The organism is Bordetella genomosp. 12, from assembly GCF_002261355.1.
Classification (GTDB): Bacteria; Pseudomonadota; Gammaproteobacteria; order Burkholderiales; family Burkholderiaceae_B; genus Bordetella.
Map to the genome: position 1 here is coordinate 721476 of NZ_NEVU01000002.1, position 13432 is coordinate 734907.

Annotated in this window: 16 protein-coding genes, 1 tRNA gene and 1 pseudogene; 8 read left to right on the plus strand and 10 right to left on the minus strand. The window is 62.4% G+C overall.

Translation table 11 applies throughout. The annotated features are described in order from the left end of the window. The first annotated feature begins 83 nt into the window (after positions 1 to 83). Complete coding sequence (locus CAL22_RS08695; protein ID WP_094812269.1) at positions 84 to 998, plus strand: LysR family transcriptional regulator; 915 nt, start codon at positions 84 to 86, stop codon at positions 996 to 998. Here CAL22_RS08695 and CAL22_RS08700 read toward each other — a convergent pair. Together CAL22_RS08700 and CAL22_RS08705 are read right to left on the minus strand one after the other, a co-directional pair. Continuing rightward, positions 995 to 1678, minus strand: coding sequence for a GntR family transcriptional regulator (locus tag CAL22_RS08700; RefSeq protein WP_094813541.1), 684 nt, complete (start codon positions 1676 to 1678; stop codon positions 995 to 997). The genes CAL22_RS08695 and CAL22_RS08700 overlap by 4 nt on opposite strands. Beyond that, positions 1678 to 3414 (minus strand): IlvD/Edd family dehydratase, encoded by a 1737-nt coding sequence (locus CAL22_RS08705; RefSeq protein ID WP_094812271.1) that lies wholly within the window; start codon positions 3412 to 3414, stop codon positions 1678 to 1680. The genes CAL22_RS08700 and CAL22_RS08705 overlap by 1 nt, the downstream gene beginning before the upstream one ends. Positions 3415 to 3629: 215 nt before the next feature. Here CAL22_RS08705 and CAL22_RS08710 point away from each other — a divergent pair, with 215 nt between their 5' ends. Together CAL22_RS08710 and CAL22_RS08715 are read left to right on the plus strand one after the other, a co-directional pair. Continuing rightward, a complete protein-coding gene (locus CAL22_RS08710) occupies positions 3630 to 4622 on the plus strand; it encodes a tripartite tricarboxylate transporter substrate binding protein (RefSeq protein ID WP_167383616.1) in 993 nt (330 codons plus the stop codon). 203 nt (positions 4623 to 4825) lie between these two features. Then, complete coding sequence (locus tag CAL22_RS08715) at positions 4826 to 5566, plus strand: hypothetical protein (protein WP_143276948.1); 741 nt, start codon at positions 4826 to 4828, stop codon at positions 5564 to 5566. Between the two features lie 177 nt (positions 5567 to 5743). On the opposite strand, the gene CAL22_RS08720 is transcribed toward CAL22_RS08715, so the two are convergent. Both CAL22_RS08720 and CAL22_RS08725 read right to left on the minus strand, forming a co-directional pair. Then, positions 5744 to 6184, minus strand: a complete 441-nt coding sequence (locus CAL22_RS08720) for a hypothetical protein (RefSeq protein ID WP_244193820.1) — start codon at positions 6182 to 6184, stop codon at positions 5744 to 5746. Positions 6185 to 6195: 11 nt separating this feature from the next. After that, positions 6196 to 6756 carry a UDP-N-acetylglucosamine acyltransferase gene (locus CAL22_RS08725; RefSeq protein ID WP_094812279.1) on the minus strand — a complete coding sequence of 187 codons (561 nt, stop codon included), beginning with the start codon at positions 6754 to 6756 and terminating at the stop codon, positions 6196 to 6198. 774 nt (positions 6757 to 7530) lie between these two features. Here CAL22_RS08725 and CAL22_RS08730 point away from each other — a divergent pair. After that, positions 7531 to 8688, plus strand: a complete 1158-nt coding sequence (locus CAL22_RS08730) for a linear amide C-N hydrolase (RefSeq protein ID WP_094812281.1) — start codon at positions 7531 to 7533, stop codon at positions 8686 to 8688. Between the two features lie 141 nt (positions 8689 to 8829). Here CAL22_RS08730 and CAL22_RS21285 read toward each other — a convergent pair. The 3 genes and pseudogenes from CAL22_RS21285 to CAL22_RS08745 form a co-directional block, all read right to left on the minus strand. Then, positions 8830 to 9052 (minus strand): annotated as a pseudogene (locus tag CAL22_RS21285) (transposase); the annotation flags it as partial. A 78-nt stretch (positions 9053 to 9130) separates the two neighbouring features. After that, positions 9131 to 9547: a type II toxin-antitoxin system VapC family toxin gene (locus CAL22_RS08740; RefSeq protein WP_094812285.1), complete on the minus strand. Its 417-nt coding sequence runs from the start codon at positions 9545 to 9547 to the stop codon at positions 9131 to 9133. Further along, the gene (locus CAL22_RS08745) at positions 9544 to 9801 is read right to left on the minus strand and encodes a FitA-like ribbon-helix-helix domain-containing protein (protein WP_094812287.1); all 258 of its coding nucleotides are present in this window, start codon (positions 9799 to 9801) and stop codon (positions 9544 to 9546) included. Before CAL22_RS08745 ends, CAL22_RS08740 begins: the two co-directional genes overlap by 4 nt. A 233-nt stretch (positions 9802 to 10034) precedes the next feature. On the opposite strand from CAL22_RS08745, the gene CAL22_RS21290 reads away from it, so the two are divergent. From CAL22_RS21290 to CAL22_RS08760, 4 genes are all read left to right on the plus strand, one after another. Beyond that, complete coding sequence (locus CAL22_RS21290; RefSeq protein ID WP_244193821.1) at positions 10035 to 10319, plus strand: hypothetical protein; 285 nt, start codon at positions 10035 to 10037, stop codon at positions 10317 to 10319. A gap of 117 nt (positions 10320 to 10436) precedes the next feature. After that, positions 10437 to 10829 carry an integrase core domain-containing protein gene (locus CAL22_RS21295; RefSeq protein ID WP_244193855.1) on the plus strand — a complete coding sequence of 131 codons (393 nt, stop codon included), beginning with the start codon at positions 10437 to 10439 and terminating at the stop codon, positions 10827 to 10829. Positions 10830 to 10892: 63 nt separating this feature from the next. Continuing rightward, positions 10893 to 11189 (plus strand): CopG family ribbon-helix-helix protein, encoded by a 297-nt coding sequence (locus CAL22_RS08755; RefSeq protein ID WP_094812289.1) that lies wholly within the window; start codon positions 10893 to 10895, stop codon positions 11187 to 11189. Next, complete coding sequence (locus tag CAL22_RS08760) at positions 11186 to 11581, plus strand: type II toxin-antitoxin system RelE/ParE family toxin (RefSeq protein WP_094812290.1); 396 nt, start codon at positions 11186 to 11188, stop codon at positions 11579 to 11581. The genes CAL22_RS08755 and CAL22_RS08760 overlap by 4 nt, the downstream gene beginning before the upstream one ends. Positions 11582 to 11716: 135 nt before the next feature. On the opposite strand, the gene CAL22_RS21120 is transcribed toward CAL22_RS08760, so the two are convergent. From CAL22_RS21120 to xth, 3 genes are all read right to left on the minus strand, one after another. Then, positions 11717 to 11884, minus strand: coding sequence for a hypothetical protein (locus CAL22_RS21120; RefSeq protein ID WP_167383581.1), 168 nt, complete (start codon positions 11882 to 11884; stop codon positions 11717 to 11719). Positions 11885 to 12403: 519 nt separating this feature from the next. Further along, positions 12404 to 12479, minus strand: a tRNA-Ala gene (locus CAL22_RS08765). A gap of 56 nt (positions 12480 to 12535) precedes the next feature. After that, the gene (gene xth / locus CAL22_RS08770; protein ID WP_094812292.1) at positions 12536 to 13321 is read right to left on the minus strand and encodes an exodeoxyribonuclease III; all 786 of its coding nucleotides are present in this window, start codon (positions 13319 to 13321) and stop codon (positions 12536 to 12538) included. Between the last annotated feature and the right edge of the window lie 111 nt (positions 13322 to 13432).

Here is a 13432-nt window from a genome sequence, read left to right on the forward strand (position 1 = left end):
GCAGTGTAGGCAAAGGCTTTTGATTGATGAATCAGATTTTTTAAATAGAATGATCGATATTGTCGATCAATAAGGAAAGTGGGATGGCCATCAACCTGTCGATGCGGGATATCGACACCGTGCTGGTGCTGGGCCGCATGCTGAACTTCCGGCAGGCCGCGGCGCACTTGCATTTGTCGCAGTCGGCGCTGTCGACCCAGGTGCTGCGCATCGAGGAAACGCTGGGGGTGCGCCTGTTCGACCGCAGTACGCGCAGCGTGCGCCTGACGGCGGCCGGGCAGGTGTTTCTGCAGCAGGCGGCCAATTTGCAGGTTGCCTTTCGCGAGGCCATCGACGCGGTGGGCGGCATCGCACGTGCCGATCAGGGGCAGGTGGCCGTCGCGGCCCTGCCGTCGCTGGCGGCCCGGTTGCTGCCGCGCGTGCTCATGGCGTATCGCAAGGCCCATCCCGGCGTGGCGCTCAAGGTGCACGACGTGCTGTCGGGGCCGGCGTTCGATCTGGTGCGCGGCGGCGAGGTGGACTTCGCCCTGACGGCCGCCGACCCGCAGCAGGCCGACCTGCATTACGAGGCGCTGATGTCGGATAGTTTCATTCTGCTGGTGCCGCCGGATCATCCCCTGGCGCGCTCGCGCGCGCCCGTGCGCTGGCTGGAGACGGTGGACGCGGCTCATGTTTCGATGGTGCAGCCCAGCAGCGTGCGTCAGTACACCGAATGGGCTTTTCTGCAGAATCGCGTGCGTTTCCAGCCGGCTTTCGAGGCCGAACATCTGGCCACCATCGTGGCCATGGTGGAGTGCGGCTTTGGCGTGGCGGCGCTGCCGGAGATCGCCGCGCATGCCGTGGCGCATCAAGGTCTGATCGAGCGGCCCCTGATCGGTCCGGTGGCAGAACGCTCCATCGGCCTGGTCACGGCGCGTCAGCGCAGCCTGTCGCCGGCCGCTCAGGCGCTGGTCGAGCTGCTGCGCGGGCATGCGCCTGCGCGCGCCCGGCGCCGTTAGGCCGGCTCGGGCGCCACACCGTGGCGGGCGCGCTCGGCCGCCAGATAGGCGTCGCGCGACGGGATCAGGTGGCGCGCGCAGATGTCGGTCAGCGCCGCGCGATTGCCCTCGCGCAAGGCTTCGATCATGGCCCAGTGTTCCTGCCGGGCGCGTTCGCGATAACTGGCCTGCGCCAGCGTGCCGAAGCGGATCGGGTGGGTGCGGCGTGCGTATTCTTCGATGGCCTGCTCAAGGACTGGGTTGCGCGTCAGGGCAAACAGCGCACGATGAAAACGCTGATTACTGCGGAACACGGCGCGGGCATCGCCCAGACTGACGGCCGCGTCGTGCTCGCGCTGGATGCCGATGAGTTCCTGCAGACTTTGCGCCGGCACGGGCAGGGGAATCTGCGCGGCCGCGCGCGTTTCCAGTAATTCGCGCAAGGCGTACAGCTCGACCACTTCCGCGGCCTGGAAAGCGCGCACCTCCGCACCGATATTGCGCTTGCGTTGCACCGCGCCCATGAGCTCCAGGTTCGCCAGCACATTGCGCACCGCGTGGCGCTTGAGCCCGAAGCGGGCCATCAACTCGTCTTCGGTCAGGCGCTGGCGGGGATGCAGGCGGCCCAGCACGATGTCCTCTTCGAGGGCATCGCGGGCGCTATCGGCCGTAAAGGCGGCCGGCTCGGCAAGCAGGGTCATCATCGATCGGGAACCTTCTGAGTCATGTCCGCGGCGCGCAGGAAATCGAAATCGACCCCCTGGTCGGCCTGCGTGACGCTTTGCAAAAAGAGCTTACGATAGCCGCGCTCGGCCTGGGGCCGTGTCTGCGGCGCCTCGGCGGCGCGGCGGGCGAGCTCTTCGGCGCTGACCTGCAGCTCGATCAGCCGCTCGCGCAGCGACAGTTTGATGCGGTCGCCGTTGCACACATAGGCCAGCGGCCCGCCAACGGCGGCCTCCGGCGTGACGTGCAGCACGATGGTGCCGGCGGCCGTGCCGCTCATGCGCCCATCGGAGACGCGCACCATGTCCTTGACCCCGGCGCGTGCCAGTTTTTTGGGGATGGGCATATATCCGGCCTCTGGCATGCCGGGCGCTCCCGTCGGGCCGATGCGCTTGAGCACCAGCACGTCATCGGCGCGCACGTCGAGGTCTTCGTCATCGATGCGCCGCGCCATATCGGCCGCATCCTCGAACACCACGGCGCGGCCCTCGTGTTCCATGAGATCCGGATTGGCTGCGGATTGTTTGATGATGGCCCCGCCCGGCGCCAGATTGCCGCGCAACACGGCCAGGCCGCCCGCGGGATAAATGGGCGCGCTGCGCGGCCGAATGACATCCTGCGCGAAGGGCGCGGGCGCGGCCTGCAGTTCCTCGCCCAGGGTGCGCCCCGAGACCGTCAGGGCATCCAGATGCAGCAAGGGGGCCAGTTCACGCAGCAGGGCGGGCATGCCGCCGGCTTTGTGGAAGTCTTCCATGTAGTGCTGGCCCGAAGGTTTGAGGTCGACCAGCACAGGCGTTTCGCGGCTCATGCGGTCCAGCCCGGCCAGATCGATTTCGATGCCCAGGCGCCCGGCGATGGCGGTCAGGTGCACGATGCCATTGGTCGAGCCGCCGATGGCCAGCAGCACGCGCAGGGCGTTCTCGATGGACTTGCCGGTGATGATCTGCTGCGGGGTCAGGCGCGCGGCGGCCATGGCCACGGCGGTCGCGCCGGTCTGTTCGGCCACGCGCACACGATCGGCGGTGACGGCCGGCGCCGAGGCGCCGCCGGTGATCATCATGCCCATGGCTTCGGTCAGGCAGGCCATGGTGCTGGCCGTACCCATCACCGAGCAGGTGCCCACGCTGGCCACCAGCTTGTTGTTGACCTCGGCGATATCCTCGGCGTCGATCTCCTCGGCCCGGTAGCGGCCCCAGTAGCGGCGGCAATCGGTACAGGCGCCGACGCGCTCGCCCCGATGCGCGCCGGTGAGCATGGAGCCCGTGACCAGTTGGATGGCGGGCACGCCGGCCGAGGCCGCACCCATCAATTGCGCCGGGACGGTCTTGTCGCAGCCGCCGATCAGCACCACGGCATCCATGGGCTGAGCCCGGATCATTTCCTCGGTGTCCATCGACATGAGGTTGCGCAAATACATGCTGGTGGGCTGGGAGAAACTCTCGTGCACGGAGATCGTGGGAAAGTCCACCGGCAGGCCGCCGGCCAGCATGACGCCGCGTTTGACGGCTTCGATCAGTTGGGGGGCATTGCCGTGACAGGGGTTGTAGCCGCTGCCGGTATTGACGATGCCGATCACCGGCCGCGAGAGCGCGTCGTCGGTGTAGCCCGCGCCCTTGATGAAGGCCTTGCGCAAAAACAGCGAGAAGCCGCTATCGCCGTAATTGGTCAGTCCCTTGGAAAGCCCGCTATCCGGGGATGGCTTCTTTTCGCTCATGATCGCCTCAATAATATTATTGATAATTAAGTTCGCGCAGCTTAAATCTAGTCTTGACTGCACCGCAAGCAGAATTTTTCGAATCGATTATTGATCGATAAAACAGATCAGTAATTCAAAAATTACTGATTCTTCAATCAAGGTGGCTCCTCCTACACTGCAGGCGAGCGAGCCGGGCGCCACCCTCCATTCTTCTCCCGGCAAGAGGAGACATGATGTTCGACTGTCGTCACATGGCGCGTCGCGCGCGCCTCGCGTTGCTGGCCGGCATCGCCGGCGTGACCTTGAGCGCAGCGGCGGCCGCCGCCTATCCGGAGCGCCCCATCCGCCTGATCGTGCCATACCCGCCCGGCGGCGCCACCGATGTGATCGGGCGCGTGCTCGCCCAGGAAATGACCGGTGCGCTGGGCCAGACCGTGGTGGTGGAAAACCGCGCCGGCGCGGCCGGCAATATCGGTGCGGATCAGGTCGCCAAGGCCAATCCCGACGGTTACACGCTGCTGATGGGAGCGCTGACCAGCCATGCCATCAATGCCGTCCTCTATACGGACACCGTCAGCTACGACATTGAAAAGAGTTTTGCGCCGGTCTCCATCGTCGGTACGGTGCCCCTGGTGTTCGTGGTCAATCCGCAAGTGCCGGCGCAGTCGCTGAGCGACTTCATCGCGCTGGCCAAATCCCGCCCTGGCGCGGTGACCATGGCGTCGGCGGGCAACGGCTCGCCGCAGCATCTGGCCGCGGAGATGTTCAAGCGGGTGGCGGGCGTGGACGTGCTGCATGTGCCCTATAAAGGCAGCGGCCCGGCCATGACCGACCTGATGGGCGGGCAAGTCATGAGCATGATAGAAACCGTGCCGGCCGCGCAGGGCAGCGTCAAGGCGGGCAAGCTGCGCGGTCTGGCCGTGGCCGCCGACGCGCGCGCCGAGGCGCTGCCTGACGTGCCGACCACGGCCGAAGCCGGTCTGGGCGGTTTTCAGGTGAGTTCGATGTTCGGCATCGTGGCGCCCGCAGGCACCCCCGCCGAGGTCATCGCCCGGCTCAATGGCGCCTTGAAGGACATCCTGGCCCAGCCCAAGGTGCGCGAGGCCTTGCTGCGGCAGGGCGCGGTCGCCACCTGGACGAGCCCGCAGGAGGCGGCCGCCCGCATAGGCGCGGAGCGCCAGCAGTGGGCCAAAGTCGTGGCCGACGGGGGCGTCAAACCCGATTGAACTGGCATGGCCTGTCAGTGACCGCCGGCACGGGCTGCCGGCGGTTGTAAATCCGCCGCATCCGCCTCGCCCGGCTGCGTTCAAAGCCGATTGAAAGTTTCAGTTTCTACACTGTGAACATGCCGGTCGGACATTGCAGCGGGTGGTTTGCCTAGCAGGGCGAATCACGAAAAACAGCGCCGCTTCCATCAGGAAGCGCTCGCGTGACGTCCGTCACTCAGCACCATGCCCGGTGCGTGCCGACCGCCACTCTGGAGATGCGCCGCGTGACCGCCATTTACATCGACAAGCGCCTGGACGCGGCGACCGCCATGTACTGCCGCCTTACCCTGGCGGAGTTCCGCGATTTGCTGGATTCGGCCCAGATACGCTTTCATGGGCGCGGCACGGTCTGGCCCGCCAGTCTTGCCGAGCGTGGCGCGCGCATGCCTTGCGGCGTGGCCGTGCAGATTCCGCAGGTCTGGCGCGATCGCTTGCAGACCCCTGAGCCGGAATCTGCCTGGGTGGACAGCCAGGCCCTGATCGGTATGCAACGCTGGTTTCTGAGTGCGCCGCCCGAAGGCCAGCCAGACAGCGTGATCCTGCGCTCCAGCGTCGGCGCGCTGGCCAATGCCGCCCAGGCCTGTGAGGGCTTGCGTCTGGTGATCGCGCCAGTGCGTTATGCCGCGCCCATCATGCAGCGTTCCGGCGGGATGCGCCTGCCCGACCTGTTCAGCGGCAAAGTGCAGCGGCGGCGCGAACGCGAAGCCCGCGTCATCGCCATGCAAGACCAGGAAGCGCAAGGGCCCGAGGGCATCACGCGCGTACGGCGTGCCCTGGCCTTTGCCCTGACGACACTGGTGTGCGGGGTCATGGCGCCGGCCGCCTTGCCCGACGAGACCTTGCAATGGGTGGCCGAGCTGGCGCAGACCCGCCTGGGTCTGCTGGTGTCGCGGCTCGGGTGAGGGTAGCCGCAATGCCAAAGGACGCGCGGGTCGGCCGATCAGAGTACCTGTTTGAGTGGCCAACCCGGCAGTCGCAGCGCACCGCAAATCAGCGGGTGGGGTCTGCCATGTTGAGGCATTGACGGGCCTGGATGCGTATGACGCGAGTCTAGCCGCCAAGCTCGGATAGCAATGGCCTCAGTGTCGCGGATCCGCAATAACGCGTGATGGGTTGCCGTACAACACCAGCACTTTCGCGCCCGTTTCAAATCTAGGTGACGCCCCTTGGACGAGCGTCATGAGATTGCCATTGTCGGTTTGAACAACGTACTCGACACCGCTTTGTTGCGTGGCCGACGATTCGGCTGCGGCACCGATCAGCCCGCCGACCACGGCACCGCCGACGGCACCAAGGACATTGGCCCGCACGCCGCCGCCTATGGCCGAACCCGCCACGGCGCCGCCTAGGCCGCCGGCGGTCGCGCCCATGCCGGAGGTTCCGAGAATATCCACATCCCGCACGCTGACTATCGTTGCTCCGACCGTGCGGTTTACCTGGCCCACGGAGCCGGCCGAATAGCTATTCGGATTGACATTGTGCGCACAACCGGCAAGAGCCAGCAGGGTCGAGGCTAGCAAGCATGTGCGAATCATTTGGCGGCTGCCCGAGGAAACATCGGTTTGCTAGGGTCGACAGTTTCCAGGGCCTGGAGAAACTGAGTGATATTGTTCTGGACTGCCCGGTTTATAGATTCACGCGCCCGGGTGACGCCGAGAAAGGCATATCCCATCGGGACAGTGCCTTCCGAGGCAACGTCCTGAGTAAAAATAATATCGCCGTTGGAGCGATCAATGATTTCGTATCGGGCGATGGTTTTTGTTGTCATGGAAAACCCGCCGCCCGGCGCGTCAAGTCCAAGAATCTTGACGGCCAAATTAACTTTTCGGGGAGCATCGTCGCGGAAAATCGACATGCGGTTGACTGCTTCCTGCAGCGCTTTGTCCCACAGTTGGGGTACACCTTCCATGCCCCAACTGATTTCTCCTTTCGCTTCGTCCGGACGAGCGAGAGTCACTGTCATCGACTTCAGTTCTGCGTCTATTTTCTTTTCGCTATAGCCAACATTCGGCGTCGAGAAATTCAGAGGCGGTGGTGCCGCGCACCCAGTAAGCGTCAAGCAAGTAGCAGCAATCAGTATTTGTTTACGCATTTTGTCTCAATATTGTAAAAAAGTGTCGAAATAGTATCACTGTAAATTATCTATTTAAGTGAGTTTGTTCTGGGGTAAACCCTTAATTTCGGCGTCGACAAGCTAAAGCGGTTCTTATATTTCTTCTCATATTCTCTGCCTGACAACTGAAGCAGGTCGGGCGTGGGACGCTCGCACCCCGGCGCGGAGCGCGACCTCCCTGAGTGCGGATGGAAATGGCCGTGATGATTTGTCGGGAAAGTAAAAGCCCCGCTGTCCGGATGCCAGAAAAGGCTGATCGTTTTTGAACTAGGCCGGCAGGCCCATTGATAGAGAAGTGCAGGGACCAATCGCACTGTTGTGCCAAGGTCGGCACAGGCGTGCGTCGATCGGCGTGGTGTTAGCTCAGGGCTGCTTGCCTGGATGGCACTGCGACCGTTTCGGACAGAGCGGATCGCCGCAGTCTGTGGATCGGAGTCCAGCCTTTACGCCGTTTTGGTTGGCGCAATTGCCCCAGTCAGCTTCGCCATAACGTCTGCGGACGCCGCTTCCGGTTTGCCGGTTCGCACCCGGAGTAGTGCTCTTCCATTAACCGCGAACCGGCTTGTCGGGCTAACGAATGTGTGTGCAGAAGTATCTAAGTTGCGAAAATTGATTCGAGACGCTAGTCTAGCTCGCTGCCTGGGTCGTAAAGACAACCACGCAACAGTTCATTTTTCCGTGACGGGGACATGGGTTTTCCGCAGGGTTGAATGCGTCGTTTGAATAATTGGATTCCCTTGTTGGGAGAGTGTGATGAACCTGAAAGCGACACTGCAACGCACCGTCGTTGCCACGGCACTGGCAATGCTTGTTCCCAGCCTGGGCCAGGCTTGCACCTCATTGCTGTATACCGATGGGAAGGGCGCCTCATACGCGGGCCGCACCCTCGAGTTGGCGATGGAGTTGCCCTATCAAGTCGCCTATTTCCCCGTCAGCACCAGCTTTGGTTCCAAGGCGGATAACCATCACGTGCTGGACTTCAAGACCAAGAACGCCTTTGTCTCCATCGGCGTGCCTGACCCCGTCAATGGCCAGTTCAAGGCGCTGCAGGGCGTCAACGACAAAGGGCTGACGTTCAGCCTGCTGGCGTTCCCCAACGCGGACGGCCCGGCCAATGCAGCCAGCCAGACGACGGCCGTGCTGGCGGCGATCGACCTGGGCACGTGGACCTTGTCGCAGTTCAACACGGTGGCCGAGGTCAAGGCCGCCCTGGAAAAACAGCCCGTGCTGGTCACGTCCCTGCTGCCCAAGGGCCAGTTGAAGACGCCGTTCCACTATGCTTTGCACGATGCCAGCGGAAAATCCATCGTCATCGAGTACAGCGGTGGGGCGCAGCACGTCTACGACAACCCGGTCGGCGTCATGACGAATGGCCCGACCTTTCCTTGGCACATGACCAACCTGGACAATTACTCCTTCTTGAGCAACAAGGATCAGTCCAGCTGGCAGATCAACGGTAAAACCTTCCAGCAGCCCGACACCGGCATCGCAACCGCCGGATTGCCGGCCTCCAATACCTCGGTCGGGCGCTTCGTCCGGGCCGTGTATTACTCCCACTTCGCCGAAAAGGTCGACAGTCCGGACAAAGCCCTGCTCACGCTGGCGCACATCATGAACAACTTCGATCGTCCGCGCGGCATCACGGTGGACAAGAGCGAGACCCAGAGCATTGCCGGCATTCCCGTGCCTCCCGTGGCGGGCGAACCGGGCTACAGCTCGGAATACACCTCGTGGACCACGCTGACGGATCTGAACAAGCACCAGATGCTGGTGCGCACGTATGCCAACATGAACTACGTGCGTTTCGATCTCAACACCCTGGCGCAAAGCAAAGCCGTCAAGCAGGTGCCGCTGGCGTCGATCTCGGCCGACGTGACGGACGGCTCCAAGGTGCTGCTGGCTGCCAAATAAGCCTGGCCCTGGCCGGGCTGCCTGCGTTTTGGCGGCCTGGCGTGATCACGGCTGCCCCGAGGAAATCGGGGCAGCCGTTTTCTTTATGCAGGCGCGCCGGGCTCGGGGATAGAGCAGGAGACGGTGAGGACCGCGCCCGCAAGTCAGGTCGGCCGCAACCCGCTTGAGCCTCGCGTTTTTCTCTTCATGCTGGCGCAGTCGGCGAATCTCGCTCGCCGCAAGGTCACCGTACTTCTTCCTCCAGTTGTAGAGCGTAGCCTCTGATATCCCCCATCCACGGCAGGACATCCATTACAGGCGTTCCGGCTTCTGCATGGCGTAGTGCATATGTCACTTGCGGCTCGGTGTAACGAGACTTCTTCATCGCGTCCTGCTCCTTCGTCCCAAGAGCCTGAAGCGACCTTACTCTAGTTGTGACTTACTCACGTTCTTTGGGAGAACGTCACTCCCAAGGGTTGATGACGGCCAGCCCTGCGGCTGCAAAGGGACTGGTGTCGCGTGTGGCAACCGTATAGCCACGCGCAATGGCAGAGGCCGCAATGTAGCCATCCGCCTTTCCTATAGCGTTACCTGCCGCCCTGGCGGCTCCCATCAGCTCAGCATAGGCCCGCGATGCGTCCAGGTCGAAAGCCAGGATGCGCCCACCGAAAGCCGGGATCACTTCACGCTCCAACCGATCAAGGTAGATTGTCCGGCGCTTGCCTGCGGGCATCAGAGCCAGGCCGAAGCGGAGTTCGGCCACGGTGATGGCGGACAGGTACAGGGTTTCGATCATTTGCGCGTCCAGCCAGGTCAGCACCTGGGGCGCAGGCTCGGCCTTCCACAATTCGGAGATGACGTTGGTGTCGATAACGATCATTCGAAGCTCATCGGCTCGGCGGGCGTCTTATCGCGCTGCTGGTTGATGGCTTCGGCTTCGGCGTCGGTCAAGCCTTGGGCCTCGCGGGCAATGGATGCCAGCATCGAACCGAGCTTGATGCGACCCTCTGGCCGTGCGGCTTGCTCCAGGATGCGGCGAACCTCTGCCTCGGTGCTGTGACCGTGCATGGCTGCCCGTACCCGGATAGCGCGATGCACTTCCTCGGGGATGTTCCTGACAGTGATAGAGGCCATGATTCAAACCCTCAATATGCTGTATTTGATATCAAATTATAGTAATGAAATCATTTTAGCAAGGTTGGGGTGATGTACTTGTCCTTGTCCAGCGGTGGCTGGCCAGCCTCGATAAGGGAAGTGAAGGAGGAATACCGGCTTGCCGGTGGGCTTAGTTCACCCATCTTGCCCGTTGTTGACTGCAAGCCGAGGGCATCACCGTCTCGCTCGCCAAACGGTGTCGCTGGTTCGGTGTGCCGCGCCGCACGGTGTACTACAAGCCAGTGAAGGCCGCAGCGAAGGTTGAACCGAAGGTCGTTACGCTGATCAAGACGATGATCGAGCAGTCGCCGTCGTTGGGATACCGGACCGTCGCGCACCTGCTGGGGTTCAACAAGAATACCGTGCAGGGCGTGTTCCAGCTGATGGGCTGGCGGGTTCGTAAGTGGCCGATCGGCTTCAGGCCGCGGATACAGGCGCTGCCATCGGTGGCAGCGATGCCTGACGAGCGCTGGTCCACGGATATGTGCCGGGTATAGGCTGGCCGGGACGGTGGGCAAGGCTGGCACCTGTCTCGCAGCGGCAAGGCCTGCACTGTGGGTAGTGCCCTAGAACATGCCTTGATTGCACGCTTTGGGACGTTGGGCCGCGTGCTGATGCCGTTTCTGTTGCGCTCGGATAATGGGCTGGTGTTCACGTCGCGCAGCTACACCACACTGGTACGCGGCTATGGGTTGCGCCAGGAGTTCATCACACCGCATTGCCCTCAGCAGAATGGCATAGTCGAGGGTGTGATCCGCAAGCTCAAAGAGCAGTGCGTGCATCGGCATCGCTTCGAAACGATCCAACATGCCAGCCGCGTCGTCGGGGATTGGATACGCTTTTATCACCACCGGCGCCTACACCAGGGCGCTCGGCATAAAGACCCCGGTATAGGCATTTGCATAAGTCACTTAATATGGGCAGGTTCTGCTGGGTCAATACAAATGCGGAATGTTGGCAACCAGATCGGCAGGAAAGCCGAGGCAGAAAGAAGAGTGACCCTATGACCCCTCGCCAACATCAGCGCCGTGTTATATTGCACTAATCATGTAACACATTGGGGTTGCGCCATGAGCGAAGCTACCTTCACCTTCCGTGTCGATGAGTCTCTGAAAGCCGAGTTCTCCAACGCTGCCAAGGCGCGCGACCGTAGCAGCGCCCAGTTGTTGCGTGACTTCATGCGTGATTTCGTGCGGCAGCAGGAAGAAGCGGCTGCACATGATGCTTGGTTTCGTCGCCAGGTGCAGGTCGGCCTGGATGCAGCCAACGCAGGTGACGTGATCGCCGCTGTAGAAGTTGAAGCCGAGGCCGAAGCCTGGCGTGCCGAGGTACGCCGCAAGCTGGCCAGCAGCTCCGCAGAGTCGTGAAACTGGTTTGGACACGGCAAGCGCACGCCGACAGAAAGAAGATACGCGAATACATCGTGCAGCACGCTCCAACGGCGGCGCTGGCCCTGGATGAGCTATTTTCAGAAAAAGCCAGCCTGCTGCTCGACCATCCCAACCTTGGCAGGCAGGGACGTGTGCCCGGCACCAGGGAGCTGGTAGCCCACCGAAACTACATCCTGGTCTATGACCTATCGGGTGGTGCGGTGCGTGTGCTGCGACTGCTGCACGCTGCCAAGCAATGGCCGCCGCGCTATACGATGGGTGAGTTGCTGGAAGGCCTGGAGTCCTCTGGTGCATACCCGTTGCCCCCCGAAGGGCGCGAATGGGTCGATGCGCCATCGGTAGGCAGGGAGTGGCCTGTCGAGGAATGAACAGGGCGACCACTCGACCGCCCCTGCCGTTCTGCTGAAGAATAATCCGGTAAGAATAATAAGATTCTTCTTATTATTACCGCGTCGCGCAGATCCTACGCCGGGGGCAACGTCTGCCGGATTGCCGCCAGGGCATCACGGAAATCGGCTGCATGGCGACAAGGCAAAGTTCGCGGCGATGGCGGTGCGTGCGTTCGCAGGCAGGTGCTTGCGGATTGCATAGCCACGATGGTGGTGCTCCAGGGCATCGCCTTCCGCCGCCAGGTAGAACACCTTGCCGGTCTTGCTCGGGGCCAGGTTCACGGAATCTAGACCTAGCCGACCATGGGCTTGCTCTACTGAGTCGCCGTGGCCGGCATCGCGTCGGAAGAGACTCGGTGGGGTGGTGCCCCAAGTTGCTTGCCGGCTTTCCGTGGCGATACCGGCCTTTGTTTAACCGGCCCCATTCTGACCGGCGGGGGTATCGACTGGCGATGCTTTCGCATCCTTTCTGGCGTTCCCACCGATCCGTTTACGGTGGATGCTGCTGAACAATCCGCGGCTCTCGCTCGGTGATGCGTGAGCGGCGCTACGCGCATCCATCCTTGGCTTTTTTCTCGGAGCCGTTCCAACGTCTTCGGCGCGTGGCAAACCGAATTTCTCGATAAGGGGTATGTCAGCTACAGCTTCGTGCGTTGTCATGCGTTGCGCGTGATGGAAACCCGCTGTGGGGCGCTGTGGCTTGCCTCAGTTTTTCTACCTCTGTTGTGGCAAAACCTGCCCTGAAATGCAAAACGAGGCACGACATCGCTAGATGTGGTGCCTCGTTTTGGCCGGGAATTATGGTGGAGCGGAGGAGGATCGAACTCCCGACCTTCGCATTGCGAACGCGACGCTCTCCCAGCTGAGCTACCGCCCCAAAAACAGAAGATCGAAACTATACACGAATTTTTTCGTGGTGTGCGTGGCGCGGAGTCAGGCGCGCAGATCCAGGGTCGCGATGACCGGGGTGTGGTCGGAAGGCTGTTCGTTGCCGCGCGGCGCCTTGTCGATCACGCAGGCGGTGCAGGCCGGCTTGAGCGCGTCGGAGAGCAGGATGTGGTCGATGCGCAGACCGGCGTTGCGGCGGAAAGCGAACATGCGGTAGTCCCACCAGGTGAAGGATTTTTCGGGCTGCTCGAAAAGCCGGAATGCGTCGGTCAGACCCAGGCCGAGCAAGCCCTGGAATGCCGTGCGTTCGGGTTCGGAGACCAGCACCTGGCCTTCCCATTTTTCCGGGTTATGGACGTCTTCGTCGGCGGGCGCGACGTTGTAGTCGCCGAGGATGGCCAGGCGCGGGTGGGCGCGCAGCTCTTCCTGCAGCCAGCGCTGCAGGGCGGCAAACCATTCCAGTTTGTAGGCGTACTTGTCGCTGCCCACGCTCTGGCCGTTGGGACAATAGGCGCAGATGATGCGCACGTCGCCGGCCGGGCTGGGCAGGGTGACGGCGATGACGCGTTGCTGCGGATCTTGGTAGCGCGGGATGTTGCGCACCTGGGCTTGCCCGGGCTCGCGCGTGAGGATGGCCACGCCGTTATAGGTCTTCTGGCCGGCCCAGGCGGCGTGGTAGCCGATCTGGGTGAAGGCTTCGAGCGGAAACTTGTCATCGGCCAGTTTGAGTTCCTGGATGCACAGGGCATCGACCGGGTTGTCGGCCAGCCAGGCGATGACCTGCGGCAGGCGGACATTCAGGGAGTTGACGTTCCAGGTGGCTAATTTCATGTTTTTCGTAGACCGTTTATTCATGCGGTTCTTGGCGGGGGCGCCTTCCAAAAACCCGGTCTAGCTACTCATCTGGCTACTCATCCGGGGCGTGGTTGGCGTTCCGCCTGG

What these genes read in the sequence shown, in the direction of transcription:
- CAL22_RS08695 (WP_094812269.1), top strand. Translation starts at nt 84, where the DNA reads ATGGCCATCAACCTGTCGATGCGGGATATCGACACCGTGCTGGTGCTG.
- CAL22_RS08700 (WP_094813541.1), bottom strand. Translation starts at nt 1,678, where the DNA reads ATGACCCTGCTTGCCGAGCCGGCCGCCTTTACGGCCGATAGCGCCCGC.
- CAL22_RS08705 (WP_094812271.1), bottom strand. Translation starts at nt 3,414, where the DNA reads ATGAGCGAAAAGAAGCCATCCCCGGATAGCGGGCTTTCCAAGGGACTG.
- CAL22_RS08710 (WP_167383616.1), top strand. Translation starts at nt 3,630, where the DNA reads ATGTTCGACTGTCGTCACATGGCGCGTCGCGCGCGCCTCGCGTTGCTG.
- CAL22_RS08725 (WP_094812279.1), bottom strand. Translation starts at nt 6,756, where the DNA reads ATGCGTAAACAAATACTGATTGCTGCTACTTGCTTGACGCTTACTGGG.
- CAL22_RS08730 (WP_094812281.1), top strand. Translation starts at nt 7,531, where the DNA reads ATGAACCTGAAAGCGACACTGCAACGCACCGTCGTTGCCACGGCACTG.
- CAL22_RS08740 (WP_094812285.1), bottom strand. Translation starts at nt 9,547, where the DNA reads ATGATCGTTATCGACACCAACGTCATCTCCGAATTGTGGAAGGCCGAG.
- CAL22_RS08745 (WP_094812287.1), bottom strand. Translation starts at nt 9,801, where the DNA reads ATGGCCTCTATCACTGTCAGGAACATCCCCGAGGAAGTGCATCGCGCT.
- CAL22_RS21295 (WP_244193855.1), top strand. Translation starts at nt 10,437, where the DNA reads ATGCCGTTTCTGTTGCGCTCGGATAATGGGCTGGTGTTCACGTCGCGC.
- CAL22_RS08755 (WP_094812289.1), top strand. Translation starts at nt 10,893, where the DNA reads ATGAGCGAAGCTACCTTCACCTTCCGTGTCGATGAGTCTCTGAAAGCC.
- xth (WP_094812292.1), bottom strand. Translation starts at nt 13,321, where the DNA reads ATGAAATTAGCCACCTGGAACGTCAACTCCCTGAATGTCCGCCTGCCG.